At 47.2% G+C, this 20,007-nt stretch carries 18 protein-coding genes; 17 read left to right on the top strand and 1 reads right to left on the bottom strand.

Annotation, left to right across the window (positions count from 1 at the left end; translation table 11 throughout):
• Window positions 1–9: 9 nt before the first annotated feature.
• The 3 genes from N6H06_RS16895 to N6H06_RS16885 all read left to right on the top strand — a co-directional run bounded on the left by N6H06_RS16895 (window position 10) and on the right by N6H06_RS16885 (window position 2,113).
• Window positions 10–1,155: an amidohydrolase gene (locus tag N6H06_RS16895; RefSeq protein ID WP_062749560.1), complete on the top strand. Its 1,146-nt coding sequence runs from the start codon at window positions 10–12 to the stop codon at window positions 1,153–1,155.
• Window positions 1,156–1,317: 162 nt separating this feature from the next.
• Complete coding sequence (locus tag N6H06_RS16890) at window positions 1,318–1,476, top strand: hypothetical protein (RefSeq protein ID WP_193754516.1); 159 nt, start codon at window positions 1,318–1,320, stop codon at window positions 1,474–1,476.
• On the top strand, window positions 1,469–2,113 hold the full coding sequence (locus N6H06_RS16885; protein WP_263707569.1) for a uracil-DNA glycosylase: 645 nt from the start codon (window positions 1,469–1,471) through the stop codon (window positions 2,111–2,113). The genes N6H06_RS16890 and N6H06_RS16885 overlap by 8 nt, the downstream gene beginning before the upstream one ends.
• A gap of 53 nt (window positions 2,114–2,166) precedes the next feature.
• Here N6H06_RS16885 and N6H06_RS16880 read toward each other — a convergent pair whose 3' ends face one another.
• Window positions 2,167–3,288 carry an NAD(P)/FAD-dependent oxidoreductase gene (locus N6H06_RS16880; protein ID WP_062749556.1) on the bottom strand — a complete coding sequence of 374 codons (1,122 nt, stop codon included), beginning with the start codon at window positions 3,286–3,288 and terminating at the stop codon, window positions 2,167–2,169.
• A gap of 164 nt (window positions 3,289–3,452) precedes the next feature.
• On the opposite strand from N6H06_RS16880, the gene N6H06_RS16875 reads away from it, so the two are divergent.
• From N6H06_RS16875 to N6H06_RS16810, 14 genes are all read left to right on the top strand, one after another.
• A complete protein-coding gene (locus N6H06_RS16875; protein ID WP_263707568.1) occupies window positions 3,453–4,151 on the top strand; it encodes a gamma-glutamyl-gamma-aminobutyrate hydrolase family protein in 699 nt (232 codons plus the stop codon).
• A gap of 59 nt (window positions 4,152–4,210) precedes the next feature.
• Window positions 4,211–5,686: an amidase family protein gene (locus N6H06_RS16870; RefSeq protein ID WP_062749553.1), complete on the top strand. Its 1,476-nt coding sequence runs from the start codon at window positions 4,211–4,213 to the stop codon at window positions 5,684–5,686.
• Window positions 5,687–5,806: 120 nt separating this feature from the next.
• Window positions 5,807–6,283, top strand: coding sequence for a DinB family protein (locus tag N6H06_RS16865; RefSeq protein ID WP_263707567.1), 477 nt, complete (start codon window positions 5,807–5,809; stop codon window positions 6,281–6,283).
• 296 nt (window positions 6,284–6,579) lie between these two features.
• Entirely contained in the window at window positions 6,580–7,500 is a 921-nt protein-coding gene (locus tag N6H06_RS16860) for a phosphate ABC transporter substrate-binding protein (RefSeq protein WP_062749549.1), read from the top strand.
• A gap of 89 nt (window positions 7,501–7,589) precedes the next feature.
• Window positions 7,590–8,525, top strand: coding sequence for a phosphate ABC transporter permease subunit PstC (gene pstC, locus N6H06_RS16855; protein ID WP_062749548.1), 936 nt, complete (start codon window positions 7,590–7,592; stop codon window positions 8,523–8,525).
• Window positions 8,522–9,409, top strand: coding sequence for a phosphate ABC transporter permease PstA (gene pstA / locus N6H06_RS16850; protein ID WP_062749546.1), 888 nt, complete (start codon window positions 8,522–8,524; stop codon window positions 9,407–9,409). Before pstC ends, pstA begins: the two co-directional genes overlap by 4 nt.
• 15 nt (window positions 9,410–9,424) lie before the next feature.
• On the top strand, window positions 9,425–10,237 hold the full coding sequence (pstB, locus tag N6H06_RS16845; RefSeq protein WP_212953998.1) for a phosphate ABC transporter ATP-binding protein PstB: 813 nt from the start codon (window positions 9,425–9,427) through the stop codon (window positions 10,235–10,237).
• Between the two features lie 12 nt (window positions 10,238–10,249).
• Window positions 10,250–11,032: a phosphate ABC transporter ATP-binding protein PstB gene (gene pstB, locus N6H06_RS16840; RefSeq protein WP_062749542.1), complete on the top strand. Its 783-nt coding sequence runs from the start codon at window positions 10,250–10,252 to the stop codon at window positions 11,030–11,032.
• A gap of 14 nt (window positions 11,033–11,046) precedes the next feature.
• Window positions 11,047–11,697: a phosphate signaling complex protein PhoU gene (gene phoU / locus N6H06_RS16835; RefSeq protein WP_062749540.1), complete on the top strand. Its 651-nt coding sequence runs from the start codon at window positions 11,047–11,049 to the stop codon at window positions 11,695–11,697.
• Window positions 11,698–11,823: 126 nt separating this feature from the next.
• Window positions 11,824–12,195, top strand: a complete 372-nt coding sequence (locus tag N6H06_RS16830) for a hypothetical protein (RefSeq protein WP_062749538.1) — start codon at window positions 11,824–11,826, stop codon at window positions 12,193–12,195.
• Window positions 12,196–12,207: 12 nt separating this feature from the next.
• Window positions 12,208–14,910, top strand: a complete 2,703-nt coding sequence (locus tag N6H06_RS16825; RefSeq protein ID WP_263707566.1) for a PD-(D/E)XK nuclease family protein — start codon at window positions 12,208–12,210, stop codon at window positions 14,908–14,910.
• Window positions 14,876–17,467 carry a UvrD-helicase domain-containing protein gene (locus N6H06_RS16820; RefSeq protein WP_263707565.1) on the top strand — a complete coding sequence of 864 codons (2,592 nt, stop codon included), beginning with the start codon at window positions 14,876–14,878 and terminating at the stop codon, window positions 17,465–17,467. Before N6H06_RS16825 ends, N6H06_RS16820 begins: the two co-directional genes overlap by 35 nt.
• A gap of 68 nt (window positions 17,468–17,535) precedes the next feature.
• Window positions 17,536–19,482 (top strand): chemotaxis protein CheA, encoded by a 1,947-nt coding sequence (locus tag N6H06_RS16815; protein WP_263707564.1) that lies wholly within the window; start codon window positions 17,536–17,538, stop codon window positions 19,480–19,482.
• A 45-nt stretch (window positions 19,483–19,527) separates the two neighbouring features.
• Window positions 19,528–19,959, top strand: a complete 432-nt coding sequence (locus N6H06_RS16810; protein WP_263707563.1) for a chemotaxis protein CheW — start codon at window positions 19,528–19,530, stop codon at window positions 19,957–19,959.
• Window positions 19,960–20,007: the final 48 nt, after the last annotated feature.

Genomic DNA, 20,007 nt, shown 5'->3' with positions numbered 1-20,007 from the left:
GGGGATCGAATGAAAGCGATAATAAACGGGCTCATATGGACAGGAATTGCGAATCAGCCAGCTGTTGCGGGAACGGTATTGGTGGAAGGCAACCGGATAAAAGAAGTCGGGGTGGATGTGGTTTTGCCAGAAGGGATTGAAAAGATTGATGCGAAAGGGGGCTGGGTGACGCCAGGCTTAATTGATGTGCATACCCACTTAGGCGTCCACACACAAGGGCTCGGCAATGATGGCCATGATTTCAATGAAACAACCGCTGCATGTACACCTGAAGTCCGGGCAATCGATGGCGTCAATCCGCTAGACCCAGGTTTTAACGACGCCCGCAAGTCTGGGGTTACTACTGTACAAGTTTTACCAGGAAGCGCCAATGTGATTGGCGGCGAAACATGCATCTTAAAAACGGCTGGCCGTACTGTTGCTGATATGGCAGTTAAAGCACCTTCGGCAATGAAAGCCGCACTCGGGGAAAACCCAAAGCGTGTCCATGGGGGAAAAGGACGAGCGCCAGTGACGCGTATGGGAGTGGCTGCCGTTTTTAGGCAAGCGTTAATGAACGCCCAAGACTATGCTGAACGCAAGCGTGCTGGAAAATTAGAAAAACGGGATTTGGGAATGGAGCAGCTTGTGCCTGTTATCGAAGGGAAACTGCCGATGCGTGTTCATGCCCACCGTGCAGATGACATAATGACCGTTTTACGGATTGCCGATGAGTTTTCGTTGCGGCTTACAATTGAGCATGTGACAGAAGGCCACCTTATTGCTGAAGAGCTAGCGAATAGTGGTGTGCGCTTTACAATTGGTCCGACTTTCTCTTCTCGCTCGAAACAAGAGCTTGCCAACAAAAGTTGGGAGACGGTACAAGTGTTTGCCGAAAGAAATGTGCCTTTTTCGATAACGACAGACCACCCCGTTATTCCGATTGAACATTTGTTGACGACTGCCGCTTTTGCATTAAAGTACGGAATTAGCGAGCAACGGATGTTGGAAGCAATTACTGTACGGGCAGCAGAACATCTCGATATCGATGACCGCCTTGGCACGATTGAAACCGGCAAAGATGCGGATCTTGTCATTTGGAGCGGTCCGCCATTGCAAGCGGGCACGGTTGTGAGAGAAACGTTTATAAATGGGGAATCAGTCTATACTAATTAAGTAGACCGATTCAGTGGCTTCCTAAGAAGGAAACAAGGCGTAGTTGGGAAGAAGACAGCTTGATGGGCATGTCTGTTTTCTCTGCTCTATTAAATACGGGGAGGGCCGTAGAAGCGGGCCTGTGATAAAGAGAAGCTGCTTAGTTAAAAGGAGGGACAAGTCGTGCGTGCCTGTAGTGATTTTGAACAAGCGGATATGGACGGCTTGTATAAACGGTTTATGCAAGCTAAAACGGAACAGGAACGAAAACGTTGCGTGACCGAAATGGCATTGGCCATTGAACAAGCCCGGTTAAAGGAGCAAGGGAAAAGCCATGATTAGCAAACAGTTACAAGAGCTAGGAAAAAAGCGAATCGCTCCGTACCCGTGTGAAGGCTTTCTCCTCGGCGGCGGAAACGAGGAGGCAGACGTCTTGTTTGTCGGGGAAGCGCCAGGGCGCGATGAATTGCAAACGCACAAGCCTTTTACTGGCAGAGCAGGAGCGAACTTGAATGGTTTTTTAAAAGAAGCGGGCTTGAATCGAGACGACATTTATATTACGAGCGTCGTGAGGAGCCGCCCTTATAAACATGATGTTAAAAGTAGCAAAAAACCAATTGAGGAGCGTGGAAACCGAACGCCGACGCAAAAGGAAATCATCGCCCACGCTCCCCTTCTCGATGAAATGATCAAACAACTGGACCCAAAGCTCATTGTAACGCTAGGCGCGATTGCTCTTAAACGCCTTGTCGGCCCGAGCGTCAACCTACAAGATGTTCACGGGAAACCGTTTTGCACCCGTTTGTTGCAATTGCCATCGCTTGAATCTAGCAAACTAGTACGAGGAGAGCGGGAACAACATGTATTTCCGACATTCCATCCTGCATCTGTCTTTTACAACCCAACATTAGCGACAGAGATTACAAACGATATGCGGCAATTGCGGTTAGTGCTGGACTGGTTACATGAACAAGGGTGAAAGAGGTTTTTCCCGTCTAATCAATCGTATTAGAAAGATGGAATTCGACGCCCTTATCGATCTTCTTGAAGGATGGTAGCCACTTTGTAATCCTCTGGATCAAGAGGCAGCCTATTCCCGAGCATTTGCTGTGCAAGAAGCATGCCGATATAAGGCCCAGTCGTTAAGCCACTTGAGCCGAGGCCGTTGGCAAACCACACATCTTCTACGCCAGGAAGCAAGCCGAAGACCGGTTGGAAATGTGGGACGACAGGACGGAAGCCGACTCGCGTTTCAAGCCATTCCGCTCTGTGTAACCCTGGGGCAACACGAAGGGCGTTGGCCAGTATCGTGTGCATTCCGCCGGCAGTCACGGCTGTATTAAAGCGAGGATAATCCTCATGGGTTGTTCCTGCAACGATGCGGCCGTTCTCAAAAGCAAGCAAATAGGAATTTCCAGGTGGCATGACTACTGGCCATTCATCTGTGTTTGTTTCGAGATGTAAATGGATAATTTGCGCTTTTTGTTCCCGCACGTCTACGGCAATGCCAACGGGAGCGAGCAATTCTTTTGCCCAAGCGCCGCAAGCAACGACAATTTCATCCCCTTGCAATTGTTTTCCGTCAGCATAAACGCTGAGCTTACGCGACGATTCACGAACAAGCGTTGCTTTTGCAGGAATAAGGGTAGCGCCAAGATTTTGGGCGGCTTGTTGCAGGGCATTATTTAAGCTAGAGCCGTCGACACGTGCTGCGCCGCTTACATGAACGGCACCAAAATCGTTGCTTAGGGGCGGGAAAAGTTTCTGCGTTTCGGAAGGGGACAAAACCGTTAATTCGCCCATTTCTGGTGCATCGCCTTGTTTTTTGTGGGCACGCTCATAGGCGGCTGTAAGTTCTTGCGAATCTTTATGGAGCCACAATGCGCCCGTTTGCTTATAGCCTGTTTGTTTTTGTCCAAGTGCTGCCAACTGCTTGATCAAATCCGGGTAATAAGCGGCGCCTTGTTTAACGAGGCGGTACCACTTTTGGTTGCGGCGTTTTGAAAGCCAGGGGCAAACAATCCCCGCTGCCGCTTGTGTCGCCTTCCCATGATGATCGTCATCAATAAGCGTGACAGACGCACCGTGTTTAGCAAGATGGTAGGCAGTGGAGCTTCCTAAAATGCCTCCCCCAATTACGACAATGTTTTTCATAAACAGGAATCCCTTCTGTTCGTCAATAGTCCTTTTTGAGCGTAACGAAAGGGGCAAACCGTGTCAACTGAATGGAGATCTTTAGTTGGATTTTTAAAGAAAGGTTCAAGATTTTGCCGTCCACACATAAACTAAAGGAGCAATCTGTGACAGGAGGAAACGGTGTGAAACAGGTAATCATCGGCATTACATCGTCTATTGCTGAAGAAACGTTGCTCAGCACGACGCTTGCAAATATTTGGTCTGTCAATGATTCGGATGTCCTCCCAGTTGTACTTCCGAACCTAGCAGATAAAGCCGAGCATTATGCCGATATGGTGGATGGCGTGCTGCTAACAGGTGGAGGGGACATCGACCCAGCGCTATTTGGAGAAGATCCTCATCCGTTGCTTGGGGAAATTACACCGGAACGGGACCAGTTTGAAGTGGCGTTGACGAAAGCGTTGCTGGCGCGACACAAGCCGCTACTCGCCATTTGCCGGGGTGTACAAATACTGGCGATTGCTGGAGGTGGCGATATGTACCAGGACTTGCCGAGCCAATTTGCGAAGCCACTCATTCAACATCGCCAACATGCACCTCGTTCGTATAAAAGCCATCAGATTACAATTGGGCAAGGCACACGATTAGAAACGCTTGCAAAAGGAAATACCGCTTACGTCAACAGTTACCATCACCAAGCGGTGAGGCAAGTTCCCGCTGGTTTTAAAGCTTCAGCTTGGACAAATGATGGTGTCATTGAGGCGATTGAAAACAGCACTAGCTCCCCTTTTCAAGTCGGCGTCCAGTGGCATCCGGAAACGTTAGTAGAAGATGAATTTTCAACCCGTTTGTTTCATGCTTTCATAGCCTCCTGCAAATAACAAAGATTGGCGCAGCTCGCGATTGTCAAGTATAATGAGGCAGTTAAGGGGGGAGAAGCATGGATTCATCTGATTACAAACGTCTCGATGGTGTAGCGTTGGCTGAGCTTATTCAAGCAGGAACCGTTTCACCAGAAGAAGTGCTCGATGCCCATTTTCAAGTTAGCCACGAATGGGAAAAGCTGAACGCGATTGTCTCCAAGCGGGAAAAGGAAGTGTACCAAGAAGCGAAGGAAGCAGCTAAAAACGGTGTATTTTCAGGCGTGCCGTTTTTGCTTAAAGATAGCTCCCACGCTTTAAAAGGTGCACGGCTTACTTCTGGCTCAGCTTTATTTAAACAGGAGCGGGCTAAAGTCACAAGCCACTATACGAGGACATTGCAGCAAGCGGGGTTGCTTATGGCAGGCCATACCAATGCCCCTGAGTTTGGCTTGAAAAATATTACAGAACCTAAACTCCATGGCCCAGCACGGAACCCCCTCGATTTAGACTATTCGCCAGGTGGGTCTAGCGGTGGGGCTGCAGCTGCTGTCGCTAGCGGCATTGTTCCTTTTGCAGGCGCGAGCGATGGAGGAGGTTCGATTCGCATCCCTGCTTCGTTCACCGGGCTTGTCGGTTTAAAGCCGACTCGTGGCCGTACACCAGTCGGGCCAGGTGTTGGCAGACAATGGCAAGGAGCGGCGATCGATTTTGTGCTGAGCCGCTCTGTCCGCGATAGTGCCCGAGCGTTGGATGTGCTGCAAATAGTCCAATGGGAAGCTGCTTTTCAAACACCGTTGTTTGCCAATCGTTATGAAAACACGTTTCAAGAGCGATTGCCGCGTTTGCGGGTTGCCTTTTCCGCCCAGTCTCCTGTTGGGACTTCCGTTTCACCAGAAGCAATTACAGCATTGCAACAGGCAGTCCGTTGGCTGGAAGAGGCAGGTCATCGTGTTGAGGAGGCGGCGCCGCAAATTGATGGCGTTGAGCTAATGAGGCATTATTATTTGATGAATGCAGGGGAAATGTCTCGTTTGCGTCAACAACTAGGCCAGACGCTTGGTCGCTCTCTAAACGAGGATGACTTTGAAATGGAATCATGGGTATTGGCAGAGTACGGAGACAACGTTCGCGCAGCAGAATATGCGGCAAGCCTTGTTGCGTGGGACGATGCTGCTGCAGCCACCCATATGTTCCATGAGACATATGACCTTTATTTGACGCCTGCAACGGCGAGCGTAGCGCCACGCATTGGCGAATTAACGCCAACGCTTACACAAGAACGTTCTTTAAAAGCGCTTGTCCAGGAGTTGCCGCCTAAGGAACAACTTGACCTAGTCTATGAAATGTTTTTGCCAAGCTTGACGTATACGCCTTTTACACAACTAGCCAATTTAACAGGGCAACCGGCGATTTCAATGCCGTTGTACAAAAATGAAGCAGGGCTTGCCATCGGCGTGCAAGCGATGGCAAGAAAGGGAGAGGAGCACCGTCTTCTCCAACTTGCTTATGCGTTTGAACAAAGTGAACTTTGGCAAGTAACGCAGCCGCAATAAAAGGCTTGCGGTCTGACGGCGCCGTTTGAGAACGAGTGGATGAAAAACAGTGGACAAGCTTTAGCACGGAAGTGGAAATGTTGTATACTTCTCTTATAGGCTAAATGAAAGGATGATTCGATGTACCGTACAGTTGAAGATTTTTTGCAAGAGTGGCAGGAAGAAGCAAAATTGACGAAATCCGTGATTAGCGCTGTGACCGATGAAAAGAAAAACCAAGCGATTGCAGAAGGACACAACACACTTTCGTGGCTTAGTTGGCATTTGACGACAACACCGGCGTTTTTTGCAGGAGGGGTTGGCTTGGAGCTCCACACAAGCGCTAATTTGGCAAATGAGCCTCAATCTATCAAGGAAATAGTGGAAACCTATGAAGCAGTCACCGCTGAATTAGCGAAACAAGCAAGCACGTTAAGCGACGAAGCGCTAGGAGAGCAAGTTGATTTTCTTGGTGCTAAAGTAGCTCGGGGTGTGGTATTACGGAAACTGGTGAACCATCAAATCCATCACCGCGGGCAAATGACTGTTTTGCTTCGCCAAGCTGGCTTGACTGTTCCTGGCGTTTATGGCCCAACGAAAGAACAGCAGCTAGGGTAGCAGAAATAAAGGCAGTAAACTGATGTTGAAAGGCGAACGGATCAGCAAAAACAGAAGTACGCGAGGTTTGTCTACAGTCTGAAGCAACGGAATGTCCGTTGCTTTTTTTTAATGCCTTCAGATATAGCGGTGTTTTGACAATTGCTTAGCAATGGCATTAAAAGCGAGATACCGAACTGTTAACCAGCTGTCATTTCCCCTTTACAAAACCTTAACATTAGGCATAAATAAGCTTAATACTCGATCCTTATACTTACCCTTGTAAGACGTAAACCTATATAGGGGGAGAAACGTTAATGAAAAAAGTCCAATTAGGAGCAGTATTTGCGTCGTTTTTGTTTGTCGCCACCGCTTGCGGAGGCGGAAACACAAATGAGCCAGCAGAGACAGATTCGGCAGAAGGCAATAATACTGAAGAAAACGAAGCGTCAGGCAGCATCTTAGTGTCAGGCTCAAGTGCAATGGAGCCGCTAATTGCAGCTGCAAGTGAAGAGTTTATGAATGAAAATGTGGATGCAAGCATTTCTGTGCAAGCAGGTGGATCTGGCCAAGGGCTGTCATCTGTTGCAAGCGGACAAGTCCAAATTGGCAACTCCGATGTGTTTGCTGAAGAAAAAGAAGATATTCCCGCTGAAGAACTTGTCGACCATCGTATTGCTGTTGTAGGCATGGGGCCGGCAGCACATCCTGAAGTTGGCGTTGAAGATATTTCGACTGAAGATTTAATTGCTGTATTTACAGGGGAAGTAACCAATTGGAGCGAACTTGGTGGCGCTGACCAAGAAATCGTGATTGTTAACCGCCCAGATTCTTCTGGGACAAGAGATACATTTGTGAAATATGGCCTTGAAGGCAACGAACCTGTTCCAGGGGACATTACGGAAGACTCTTCCAATGCCGTAATGCAAATCATTAGTGAAACACCTGGGGCAATCGGTTATCTCGCTTTCTCTTATTATGACGAACAAGGATCTGTTTTGCCCCTTTCAGTAGATGGCGTTGAACAAACAGATGAAAATGTCATTTCAGGCGAATACCCAATTTGGGCATATATGCATTCTTACACAAAAGGCGAGCCTGAAGGCTTAACGGCTCAGTTCATTGAGTACTTGCAAGCTGATTTTGTACAAGGCACGTTGATTCCGGAAATGGGCTACATTCCTGAAGCGGACATGCAAGTTGAACGAGATGCTGAAGGAAACGATACACCAAAATAATAAAGAAAAGTGAAGAAGGTCGCTGCCGTAAGGTAGAGGCCATTCTCACGTAGGGCAAAAACAGGGCAAATCATGAGGGGGAAACTGTCATGCCGTCTTCTCAATCGGTAGCGGACCGTTTGTTAAAAGCAAACAATAAACAAGCAGCAAAGGCTGAGCGCAAAGGAAAAATCATCGTTTACGCCTGCGCTGCACTAATCATTTTAACAACCATTGCGATTACGCTGTTCCTAGTTATTCGCGGACTGCAAGCATTTGTAATCGATGGCGTCAGTCCAATCGAGTTTTTGACTAGCTTAGATTGGAACCCGACTAGGGGAGCGGACGCCGGTGGGCCGTCTTATGGCGCACTACCCTTTATTTTTGGTTCATTTGCTGTAACGATCTTATCTGCATTGATCGCTGCTCCGCTCGGAATTGGCGCAGCGATCTATATGACGGAAATTGCGCCAAGCTGGGGCAGAAAAATTTTGCAGCCTGCTGTAGAATTGCTCGTTGGCATCCCGTCTGTTGTATATGGTTTTATCGGTCTATCCGTCATTGTTCCATTTATACGCGACCATGTCGGTGGCCAAGGGTTTGGCCTTCTATCAGCAATGATCGTATTATCGATCATGATCCTTCCAACTGTGACAAGTATATCAACCGATGCACTGCGTTCGATTCCTGGCGGTTTGCGCGAATCGTCGTTGGCGCTTGGTGCGACCCGCTGGCAGACGATCTACCGGGTACTCATTCCAGCCGCCGGGCCGATGCTGCTTACAGCAGTCGTCCTCGGAATGGCACGTGCATTTGGCGAAGCATTGGCCGTACAGATGGTCATTGGCAACTCGCGGACAATTGCCGAGTCGTTAATTGATTCCACAGCGACGTTGACGACCATCATTACGTTAAATATGGGGCATACTGTGCCAGGGAGCATTGACAACAATGTCCTTTGGTCACTTGGTTTGATTTTGCTCGTTATGTCCTATCTGTTTATTATTCTTGTGCGGTTCTTGTCATCTAGGAGGAAATTTTCATGAACAAAAAATGGGCGGATACATGCGCAACGTCTATGTTTACGGTGATTGCTGCAGTTATTGTTGCTGTTTTAGCTGGCTTAATTGGCTATATTTTTGTAAGGGGACTTGCCCAAATTGATTGGGCCTTTCTTACAAACCCGCCAAGCTCCTATAGAGCAGGCGGCGGGATTGGGCCACAATTGTTTAATTCATTTTACATCTTATTTTTAACGATGTTGTTTACTGTACCTCTTGGCCTTGGTGGAGGCATCTATATGGCTGAATATGCAAAGCCAGGTCGTGTAACTGATTTTATTCGTACTTGTATTGAAGTTCTCGCTTCTTTGCCATCTATTGTCGTCGGTTTGTTTGGTTTGCTTGTATTCGTACAGCTAACTGGCTGGAGTTACTCGATTTTAGGCGGTGCCCTTGCGCTGACGGTGTTTAACTTGCCAGTAATGGTCCGTGTTGTCGAGGACGCGATTACGAGCGTGCCGAGAGAGCAAAAAGAAGCAAGCCTTGCCCTAGGCATTACCCAGTGGGATACGATTCGGACCGTTATTTTGCCAGCGGCGTTTCCTGGAATTTTGACTGGCGTGATTTTGTCGGCTGGGCGTGTGTTTGGCGAAGCAGCAGCGTTGTTGTTTACATCAGGTGTAACAACGCCACGGCTTGATTGGATGAATTTGAATCCTTTCTCGGAAACATCGCCATTAAACGTATTCCGGCCCGCTGAAACACTCGCTGTTCACATTTGGAAAATCAATACGCAAGGTTTAATTCCAGACGCGCGGGAAGTAGCAGACGGGGCTGCGCTTGTGCTGATTTTTGCTGTGTTGTTATTCAATTTGTTGGCCCGTTTGCTGGGACGCTACGTGCACCGGAAACTTACGGCATCGAAATAAAAGGGGGAAGCCAACATGACTGCTCTGACCGTTCCAAAAAAAGATACTGCTGCACTTGGACAACAATCCAATCAAGCTGAGGCGATTTTACAAGCAAAGGACATCAATATTTACTATGGAGAAAACCATGCAGTAAAACAGTTGTCACTTGATATGAACAAAAACGAAATTTTGGCGTTAATCGGCCCGTCTGGTTGTGGGAAATCGACATTTTTGCGCAGCATTAACCGTATGAACGATTTAATCCCGAGCGCACGGGTTACGGGCACGCTTGCCTATGAAGGACTTAATTTGCTAAGTGATGATGTAAATGTGGTTGCTTTGCGCAAAGAAATCGGTATGGTTTTCCAAAAAGCGAACCCATTTCCAAAGTCGATTTACGAGAACCTTGTTCACGGCTTGCGCTTCCATAACGTCAAGAAAAAAGATTGGGCTGACATTGTTGAGGATTCTTTAAAGCGTGCCGCTTTATGGGATGAGGTCAAGGACAGGCTCCATGAATCGGCGCTGTCATTATCCGGTGGCCAACAGCAGCGACTCTGCATCGCCCGTACGCTTGCTTTAAAGCCAGAAGTGATTCTTCTTGATGAACCGGCTTCTGCCCTTGACCCGATTGCAACAGCTAAAGTGGAAGAACTTATGGTCGAATTGAAAAAGAATTATACCGTTGTTGTTGTTACACACAATATGCAACAAGCATCGCGCGTATCTGACCGGACCGCGTTTTTCTACAACGGCGAGCTGATCGAAGTCAATAAGACAGACGTCCTGTTTCGAAATCCTGAAAAGAAACAGACTGAAGATTACATTTCAGGACGATTTGGGTAAGGGGGAAAGCATATGCAAGCGTTAGCCAAACAAACGGAAACAAAAAACGTGTATGATGTTCTTGATTTTAATCTTTGGTATGGCAACAACCAGGCATTAAAAAACATTTCGCTTCAATTAAAGGAAAAGCATGTGACAGCGATCATCGGCCCTTCTGGTTGCGGCAAATCAACGTTTATCAAAACATTGAACTTAATGTCGCGTTTAAACCCAGATATCCGCATGGCTGGTGAATTGAATTTTCGTGGCGAAAACTTGTTGACAACTTCGATGGATTTGGCTGAGCTAAGAAAAGCGGTCGGCATGGTCTTCCAAAAGCCGAATCCATTTCCAAAGTCGATTTATGAAAATGTTGCGTATGGGCCACGCATTCACGGAATTCGCAAGAAAAAAGAACTTGATGAAATTGTCGAATCAAGCTTGAAAGGCGCGTTTTTATGGGAGGAAGTCAAAGACCGACTGAATAAAAACGCACTGTCGTTATCAGGCGGTCAGCAGCAACGGCTTTGCATTGCCCGGGCGCTAGCGACAAAGCCTGAAGTGTTGCTAATGGATGAGCCGACAAGCGCCCTTGACCCGATTTCCACGACGAAGGTAGAAGAACTGATTACGTCTTTGCGTGATTCTTATACGATCGTCATCGTTACACACAACATGCAGCAGGCTGCACGAATTTCAGACGAGACAGCATTCTTTTACATGGGCGAACTGGTTGAAATTGGTCCGACACAGCGAATTTTTTCCAACCCTGAGCATAAACGTACAGAAGACTACGTATCTGGCCAATTTGGCTAACAGGAGGTCATCCTATGTTAAGAAGCATGTTTCAAGAACAGCTTGATGAAGTGGCAGAACGAATTCAAGTGCTAGGCACCGCCGTTTTAAAACAGCTGGATGCTGCTATTGCTGGCTTGTCAACAAAGAACCGAGCCGCTGTCCAGCAAATTATTGACAATGATGCAGACATTAATAAGAGCGAACTTGACATCAACGAAAAAGTGTTTGACATTATTGCTAGGCAGCAGCCGGTTGCAACCGATTTGCGGCGGTTGATCGTTGTCATGAAAATGGCTGGCGATCTTGAACGTGTAGCTGACTTTGCCGTTGACATTGCTAAAGTTTCGAGACGAATTGATGATTTCCCTAACGAAGAGCTGAAGCAAGAACTGATAGAGCTTGCTTTAGATGCCAAAGGGATGATCGAAAAAGCACTGCATGCTTATGCAACAAAAAATGTGCTTACGGCTCAACAATTGGCAAAAGCCGACGATGAAATCGACGAACGCTTTGGTAAGCTCATTAAAAAGCTGTTTAGGCAAGAGACGACAGATCAAGACGTAGAAGCGATTACCCAGTTGGCTTTTATTGCCCGCTATATTGAACGCATTGCTGATTACGCTACAAACTTGTCCGAATGGATCCTTTATGAAGCAAATGGGCAATATGTTGATTTAAACTGATAGATAGATTCGATCAAGGAATCAATTGGAAGGGAGCTGCCTTAGGCAAGCTCTCTTTTTTCGTCGATGCACTGTTTTCATATGGTATAATAGACAAACGTTTAAGACGAGAAAAGGCAGGCGTTAATGATGATTTCCGCACAAGCTTTCCGAGTAATTGCTGCTTTCCATAGTGGAGTTTGGCCGCTGTTTTTTATTGGCGCTGCTGTTTGGCTTCTTTTCACGTGGCGAGGATGGCAAAACGCCCGTTTTCTTTGTGCTTCCTTTGTGCGAACAACAGAAGTGGTCCTTCTGTTGTCTGGGTTTTTGATGTGGTATGCGTACGAGTTTGCTGCTTTTTACGCCGTCAAAGGGGCGATTGCGATTCTCATGCTCTATTTCTATGAAAAAACACGTTTGGCGATAAAGCGACAACAATATAGACAGCTATATCCTCATGGCGTATTGCTTGTCGTAACGGCAGCAGTCGTTTGGGCGATGGGCGTCTATTGGAAATGAAGGGGGATGAACATGAAGGCGCATATTAGGGCGGTCACTGGATGGCAACCGTTCTCGCCAAAGCGTTACAGGGAATGGGCGCGTACACAACGAGATACCAGTTGTTGTATTGTGCCGACGACGTATTGGGTGGAGCAAATCCGTTTGGTGGCGCCAGAACTTCGCTGCCTGACATTTGACTCGTTTATCCGCAAGTGCCAGGAACGAGTAAACGGGATTGAACTATTTCACCACGAATGGAAGTGGGCGATCGCAAATGAAATGAATGCCACGGGAAGAAAAAGCGAGCAAATCGTGAATAGTTATTTACAATATAAGCGTTTTGGCGAATGCCGATTGCCTGACAGTCTAATCTTTTTAAAACCTGAATTTGCGAAGGTCAAGACTCTAGAAGAGAAGAGATGTTGGAAGACGATTGAAGACGACTACAACGCTTTTGCTCGCAAACCGGCTGCTTTGCCTTATGATGACATTGTCGTAGAAGGGTTTCATGATTTCTCTGTCAATCAGTTAGAGGCACTAGAGCGAATGGTCAAAGACGGCGTGAGGCTGACCATCTACCTTAATGGGAGGGCGAAAGCAGTCGTAACGGAGTTAGTGAAGATTGGCTTTACGGTGGATGATGTTAAAAGAGAGCCAGTCACGGAGGATAAAAGAGGTTCTTTGTCTCTGTATAAAGCGGTGACCGCAGAAGAAGAGCACATCGGTTTGATTGAACATATTTTCACAAGCAATACGCCGCTTTCCAACATCGCTGTGCTGTTTACGAAGTCAGATGAACGTGCCGCTTTTATGGCAAAGGCGAAGCAAGAAGGATTGCCTGTTGCCGTTAGTGACCGTTGTTATTTTGCGGACACCCCCTTCTATCTATGGGTTAAAGAAGCACTGCTCACCCCTTTGTCGTCAAGAGAAGCGCGACTTGGTACCGTCGATTCCCTCTTTGCTGTGCTTGGCATAACTGGGCGTCGTTGCTTAAGGATGAAGCAGGCTTTGTACGCTGGTTATAGCACTGGCGACAGCGAGGTTGATTTTTTTCTGAACAAAATCGGAAAAAGCCCCCTTGCCCAAGGGAAAACGATAGCAGATAAAGCCGCGTTGCTTGTCGACATGCTAGCGAAAATGGAAGAGCGAATGGATATCCCGTATGCCTACGCCGTAAAACAAGCGCTTTTAGCCCTGGAAGGCGTCTCCTATGCTGAAGTGGAAACAACTGAAGATGGGTTTCGCCAATGGTTCCAGACATTTGCGCACACACTTGTCATTGCCGAGGAGCCAAAGCCAAAAGAGGGAATTTCCGTCCTCTCTTGGGCGGATGTCGCTGCCTTTCAAGGATCGACCGTATATGTTGCTGGGCTTGCTTTAGGTACATATCCACACCCTTATTCATTGCTAGGCTATTTTCAAGATAGTGACTTAGCGGAAATAAACAAACGGGGGATGCCGTTAAAATCACGTACACGCTCTGTCCAAGCGCTGCAATTCCAACAGCTCATCAACAGCGGCATGGACATATATGCCAGCTATGTGTGCGGTCTTGACCAGGACAGTCCCGCGCTACCTTCTCCATTTCTACTCGACTTCCAACAAGTTGGCTTCTGGAATTACCAAAATAGGTTAAACAACGGAATCGGAATGGATTCACACAAAGACGGGGCAGCTTACCGCGGCGAACTGGATCACTTTCAAAAAAGGCTTCGCCGTCTGCAATTAGGGCAAGAGCGGCTCTCGGATGCCCAACAGGAGAAAGAGAAAGCTAAAACCGCTGTTGCAGTTACTGCGTTTGAAGCTTATGCGCGCTGCCCATTCCGCTATGGGCTGGAATGGCTTTTAGGGATCAAGCCGCCAGCAGGTCAAAGCGAGGGGCTTCCGGCAAATAAGATTGGAACCCTTATTCATCAATGCATTGAAACATTGTATCGCCATAAATTGAATGTCATTGGCAAACCTTTTTCCACCCTCTCGGAAGCAGAAAAAGACGAAGTGCCTCATTGGCTTGACACAGAATGGCGCCGCCGCTTTAATGAGGACATTGTGCCATTTGTCCCTTATATGAATCGTTTCGAGCTTGAACAGGAAGAAACATGGTGGGCAAACAAGCTGCGTCTATGGTGGGAAGCAGAGCGGGAGCGGTTTTGGGATCGGAAGGAGTTGGCGGATGCTTACATGGAAGGACTGGAAGTGCCTATTGTTCTTGAAGACTTTCAATTGGGCACAACGAAGCTAAAAGTAACTGGAAAAATTGATAGGGTCGATGTAGCAAACGGTGAGAAGGTGCTCTATGATTACAAGACTGGCAAGGCGGCACTGAAACTTGAGGAAGCCACACTCGGCACAAAACTCCAGCTCCCTATGTATTCGTATATCGTTGGCAAGCAATCGTCAGTGGCTGGGGCTACATATATTTCTTTGCTTGATCCAGGCAAACGGGCAGGCAACGGTGTTTGGAAGCCGGAGCATGTTGGCAAGCAATCGATCTTTGGCGTAAGTGCTCAATGCCGTAATAAAGAGGACGCTTTAGGAGAAGAGGCTTTTATGGAAAAATGGCACATCCATGAGCGTCTTCAAGAACTATGGGAAGGAATGCAGACAAACATGCCCGTTGCCCCTCTTGATTGCGCGGCCAGCTGCCCTTATAAAGCGATTTGCCGAGTGACAGAAGAACAAAAAAGGGAGGCTCAGCATGCAATTCAACAGCGCACAAAAGCAAGCAATTGAGTCGAACCAGCCCCTTGTCGTCGTTGCCGCTGGAGCTGGTTCTGGCAAAACCCGGGTGCTAACGGAGAAGATTGTCTCGATTATCGCTGAACACTTTCATGACAAGCACTCAAGTTATGGTGCTCCTATTAATGAAATTGCTGCCATCACCTTTACTGAAAAGGCCGCGAGAGAAATGAAAGAACGTCTTGCAAACCGGATGGGCGAAAAGGCAGAAGCGGCTGGAAATAGGGAAGAAAAACGCTTTTGGCTTGCACAACAAGAAGAAGTAGAGACGGCAATGATTGCAACCTTTCACCGTTTTTGCCGACAACTGCTTAGTCGTTATAGCCGATACGCTGAAGAAAATGGGGAAATGGCGGTTCTCGATGAAACCGAAGCTGCGATGATAAAAGCGGAGCTTGTTGAGCAATTGTGTAAAGATCGTCAATTTGCCAATGAACTAAATCAACTGCGTGGGGTGCTTTCCCTTTTTACATTGAAGCGTTCACTGGTTGCCCTTCATGATGCGGTTCGAGAACAACGAGCGGGGGATGACGCCATTTCCCAATTTTCGCCGCCGTATATATGGAACAAGCAAATCAATGGGGCCATTCGTGAACAGCAGCAACAAGTTGCTATGATCGTAAAGGCAGTAAAACACGCCGCAAAGGAACTGCCTCCTTTGCATCAGTTATCGAAAACCGAACAAAAGCATGCACAGTCGCTGGCCACGCTCGTACAAAGTTTGGCGCTTGCTGCAAACGAGGAGGAAGCGGTTGCGATGATGACCGAGGCGCTTCCACGTAGAGTGCAAAAAGCATGGCAGGAATCGTTGCCGTCTCTTTACTTTTTTTATGAGCATAAATGGAAGCCATTCAAAAAGCAATGGGGTGAACGGAATCAAGTTGCCGGTGATCAAGGGCTGCCATTGCTTGAAGCATTTGTGACGCTGTTGCAAGCATTTGCCAAACGTTATGCCCATATAAAAGCACAACGCCATGTCGCTGACTTTAGCGACTTGCAACAAAAAGCGTATACGCTTTTACAAATACCAAACGTAGCAGCAGCTTGTCAGTCTGCTTATACACATATTATGGTCGATGAATTTCAAGACACGAACCAAGTCCAATTGCAAATTGTTCAGGCGATCAACCCAGCCCATTTATTTTTTGTCGGCGATGAAAAACAATCGATTTACCGTTTTCGCGGAGCTGACGTCGCTATTATGAACGAGATGGCCAAAAAAGCAGCGAAGCTAGATGAAGGAGAATTGATTCATCTGCAAGAAAATTACAGAACAGCGCCGCAAATTGTAGAACTGGTTAATGAATTGTTTGCCCATGTGATGGCACCAGGAGGGGAGGACGCTCTCCCGTATGCGACCCATTATGTGCCCTTAAAAGCAGGGAGGAAGCCTCATACAAACAAGCAAGCACTTGCTTCTTTCCATCAGCTTGAAAAAAGCAGCGAAGCCCGCTCGTTTGCGTCATTGCTGCAACAAACAATGGCTGATGGAATCATTGAAGTGGAGGCTGAAGGCAAGGTTCGCCAAGCTCAATGGAATGATGTCGCTGTCCTGCTTCCTTCGCGTACAAATTTGCCAGAGCTTGAGCAGGCATTTGCTGAAGCGGGCATTCCTTATCGCGTCCACGGTGGTGTTGGTTTTTTTGCGAAACAAGAAGTGATTGATTTTTTAAATGTGCTAAACTGGCTCAGACGCCCATTTGAGGATGCTTACGTGGTGGCGTTGCTTCGTTCACCTCTTTTTGGGCTGACACTAAGTGAGTTGCTGACAGTGAACGAATATAAAGAGGAAGAGGAGAACTTGGCTGTTTTTTTAGCGAAAGAAGAAGCGTCTTCCTTAGTTGCGAGCCACCCACGGCTGCAACAAGCGCTAAAGCAGTATGGCGAATGGATCGATTTGTTCTTGCCGTTCACTTTTACAGGAAGTGTAAAAGAGGGGCTGCTTCAGCTGTTTGAGCAAACAGGTCTGCGCTATGCTGTTTTAAGCGATACGAACGGCATACAGCGTGTCGGCAATGTGGAAAAGCTCATTGATTTGTTTGCCCAATTGAATACCGCTAATTTAGAAACGATGTGTTTGCAAATGAATCGTTATATAGCAGCAAGCAAAAATGTCCCTGAAGCAGAAGTGGAACAGTTGGAGGGAGAGGCAGTCACGATTATGACCGTTCACGCCTCAAAAGGATTGGAGTTTCCAGTTGTCTGCCTTCCGTATATGGACCAAAAACGACGGACGGACACAGATGCGATCTATTTTGACCAAGAATGGGACATTGTGTTCCAACTGAAATCAGACGATGGTGAAACCATTTCCACGCCTGCCTTTTTCCAGGCACAAGAAAAAAGAAGCGAGCAAGCGCTCGAAGAGTCAAAGCGTTTATTTTATGTCGCTCTTACTCGTGCCAAAGACTATTGCTTGTTTGCAGCTGCAGACTTGTCCGGAGGCCGATCGTGGGCAGAAATGATTGGAGCAGCGAATGAGCAATCTCGATTGTCTGCGATCAACTGGGTTGATTCCATAAAGAGTGGCGAAAACGTACTCAACATTTAAAGATGGAAAGCCGATAAAGAATACGAGGAGAGTCCCTCCTCGTATTCTTTTTTATCGAGGTGGGCAAGGTGACTCAATACGATTACATAGGTATGTTTTTAGAAGAGGCAGATGAGCATTTGCAAGCAATGAATGCAAAGTTGCTTCAACTTGAGCAGGATCCTTTTGATAAAGACGCGATTGCTGAAATCTTTCGTTCAGCCCATACGTTAAAAGGGATGTCGGCGACGATGGGCTTCAATGCCATGGCTGAGTTGACCCATTCTTTAGAAAATCTTCTTGATGCCATGAGGGACGGAAACATTGAAGCTGGCGCAGGCGAAATCGATTTGCTGTTTGATGCAGTTGAATATCTTGAAGCAAGCGTCAGCCACGTACGGAATACCGGGGGAGAGTTAGAAGAGGCTAACGGCTTGCGGGATACGTTTGCGCAGCTTCTCGGTCAAGAACGGACGACTGACAATGAGGTTGCAGCTAGCATCGATACAGATACGCACGCCATTATGGATCAAGCACTACAAGACGGCGTTCCTGTCCAAGTGATCCATGTCGAAATCGATGACAATGCAGCGCTCAAAGGAGTGCGCGCTTTTATGGTTGCAAGTGAAGCCGCACAGTTTGGGGAGTTAATCCATACGGATCCGAGCAGAGAGGAACTTGAGGAAGGGAAGTTTGCCAGCGGTTTTACGCTGACGGCAGCTACGACGCTCCCAGATTCAGACATTAAAAAACGCCTTGAGAGAATTTCTGAAGTGAAACAAGTAACGGTTACTCCTTATAAGCCTCAGAAGAAGGCGGATAAGGCCAAGCCGCAAACGGCAAAAGCTGCTTCTGAAAAAGGGGCCGGTTCAAAAGGGGAGCAAGCGCAGCAAAAAACGATTCGCGTCAATGTCGAAAAGCTAGACTCGTTAATGTACTTGTTTGAAGAGCTAGTTGTGGAAAAGGGCCGTCTAGAGCTAGTCGCCAATTCATTGCAAGCAGATGAGCTGACGAATGTATATGAAAAAGTAAGCCGCATTACGAGCCATTTGCAGGAAGTGATGTTGTCAGTTCGGCTGATGCCACTTGAGCCGGTATTTAGCCGCTTTCCACGGATGGTACGTAAAGTCTCAAAAGAAATCGGCAAGCAAATTCGTTTTGTCATTGAAGGGGAGACGACAGAATTAGACCGGGCCATTATTGATGAAATCGGCGATCCACTCCTCCATTTGCTGCGCAATTCGATTGACCATGGCATTGAGGAGCCAGCAGTACGCCAAAAAAGCGGAAAGGACCCTGAGGGGTTAATCGTGTTACGCGCATTTTATAGTGGCAGCCATGTCGTCATTGAAATTGAGGATGATGGCGCAGGAATTAAACAAGAGAAAGTCTTGAAAAAAGCGATTGAAAATGAATTGATTACCACCACAGAGGCAGAGAAAATGGCAAGTGATGAAATCAACCAACTGCTGTTTGCCCCTGGGTTTAGCACAGCCAATGAAGTGACTGATTTGTCTGGGCGCGGAGTCGGACTTGACGTTGTAAAAAGCACGTTTTCTGCTCTTGGCGGTAAAATAGCCGTTTCTTCCAAAGAGGGAGTGGGCACACGTTTTTCCATTTCGCTCCCATTAACGGTATCAATTATCGATGCGATGATGATTGAACTTGGCTCGGACATTTATGCTTTTCCAATCGCCAATATCGCCGAAACGGCCTATGTGCAAAAAAGCGAGTTAAAGCAAGCAGACGGGCAAAGCTTGTTTGAATGGAGAGGACAACTTGTTTCCCTTGTCTCATTAAATGAGCAGTTTGGCCTGCCAGAAAACGAAGACGAGCAAGAGCTTGCCGTTCTTTTGCTTTACCGCAACCAAACATTAATGGCTGTAAAAGTTGATCGCTTTATTGGCAAACAAGAAGTTGTGCTAAAGCCACTTGGTTCATTGTTGAAAGGGACAAAAGGAATTTCAGGCGGAACGATTCTTGGGGACGGCACAATTGCATTGATTGTCGACATTGCGCTGTTTTTTAATAAATAATACTTAGCAAAATAGCTTCGTTTCAAAGAAAGGGGGAAAACAATCGTGGAACGTACGAAACAATTTGCCGTATTTGCCGTAGGAGAGGAATGGTATGGAATGGATATTTTGCAACTTGCCGCAATCGAGCTCCTTGACGGCATTCGTATGGTCCCAAATGCTGACCCTGCCATTATGGGCGTTGTCAATATTCGCGGCTCCTTGTTACCGGTAGTTGACCTTTGTTATTTGCTATATCAGAAAAAAATGGAAGTGACCGAAGCGTGCCGATTGCTTGTATGCACGGAAGCACTTGGATCATTCGTGCTTGCCGTCAATGAAGCGAGCGACATCTCGGAAATCGATCTTGCTTCAATTGAAGAGCTATCTGATGCTTCTTATAAAAAGGGGATAGGCCAAGTAGAGGGGACACTTGTAACCATCCTCGACGGGGCCCAGTTGGCCAAGGCAATTGAACATCAAGTACAGAAACAATAAACGACTTTACTTGCTAGCGTATATAGACACGAAGAGGGCAATTCAACC

This window comes from Shouchella tritolerans, assembly GCF_025770735.1.
GTDB lineage: Bacteria > Bacillota > Bacilli > Bacillales > Bacillaceae_D > Shouchella > Shouchella tritolerans.
The sequence above is the reverse complement of the archived record's forward strand: the minus strand, read 5'-3'. Positions and strand labels throughout refer to the sequence as shown.

What these genes read in the sequence shown, in the direction of transcription:
- pstC (WP_062749548.1), top strand. Translation starts at nt 7,590, where the DNA reads ATGCCGTCTTCTCAATCGGTAGCGGACCGTTTGTTAAAAGCAAACAAT.
- N6H06_RS16885 (WP_263707569.1), top strand. Translation starts at nt 1,469, where the DNA reads ATGATTAGCAAACAGTTACAAGAGCTAGGAAAAAAGCGAATCGCTCCG.
- phoU (WP_062749540.1), top strand. Translation starts at nt 11,047, where the DNA reads ATGTTAAGAAGCATGTTTCAAGAACAGCTTGATGAAGTGGCAGAACGA.
- pstB (WP_212953998.1), top strand. Translation starts at nt 9,425, where the DNA reads ATGACTGCTCTGACCGTTCCAAAAAAAGATACTGCTGCACTTGGACAA.
- N6H06_RS16865 (WP_263707567.1), top strand. Translation starts at nt 5,807, where the DNA reads ATGTACCGTACAGTTGAAGATTTTTTGCAAGAGTGGCAGGAAGAAGCA.
- N6H06_RS16825 (WP_263707566.1), top strand. Translation starts at nt 12,208, where the DNA reads ATGAAGGCGCATATTAGGGCGGTCACTGGATGGCAACCGTTCTCGCCA.
- N6H06_RS16820 (WP_263707565.1), top strand. Translation starts at nt 14,876, where the DNA reads ATGCAATTCAACAGCGCACAAAAGCAAGCAATTGAGTCGAACCAGCCC.
- N6H06_RS16870 (WP_062749553.1), top strand. Translation starts at nt 4,211, where the DNA reads ATGGATTCATCTGATTACAAACGTCTCGATGGTGTAGCGTTGGCTGAG.
- N6H06_RS16830 (WP_062749538.1), top strand. Translation starts at nt 11,824, where the DNA reads ATGATGATTTCCGCACAAGCTTTCCGAGTAATTGCTGCTTTCCATAGT.
- pstB (WP_062749542.1), top strand. Translation starts at nt 10,250, where the DNA reads ATGCAAGCGTTAGCCAAACAAACGGAAACAAAAAACGTGTATGATGTT.
- N6H06_RS16880 (WP_062749556.1), bottom strand. Translation starts at nt 3,288, where the DNA reads ATGAAAAACATTGTCGTAATTGGGGGAGGCATTTTAGGAAGCTCCACT.
- N6H06_RS16860 (WP_062749549.1), top strand. Translation starts at nt 6,580, where the DNA reads ATGAAAAAAGTCCAATTAGGAGCAGTATTTGCGTCGTTTTTGTTTGTC.
- N6H06_RS16895 (WP_062749560.1), top strand. Translation starts at nt 10, where the DNA reads ATGAAAGCGATAATAAACGGGCTCATATGGACAGGAATTGCGAATCAG.
- pstA (WP_062749546.1), top strand. Translation starts at nt 8,522, where the DNA reads ATGAACAAAAAATGGGCGGATACATGCGCAACGTCTATGTTTACGGTG.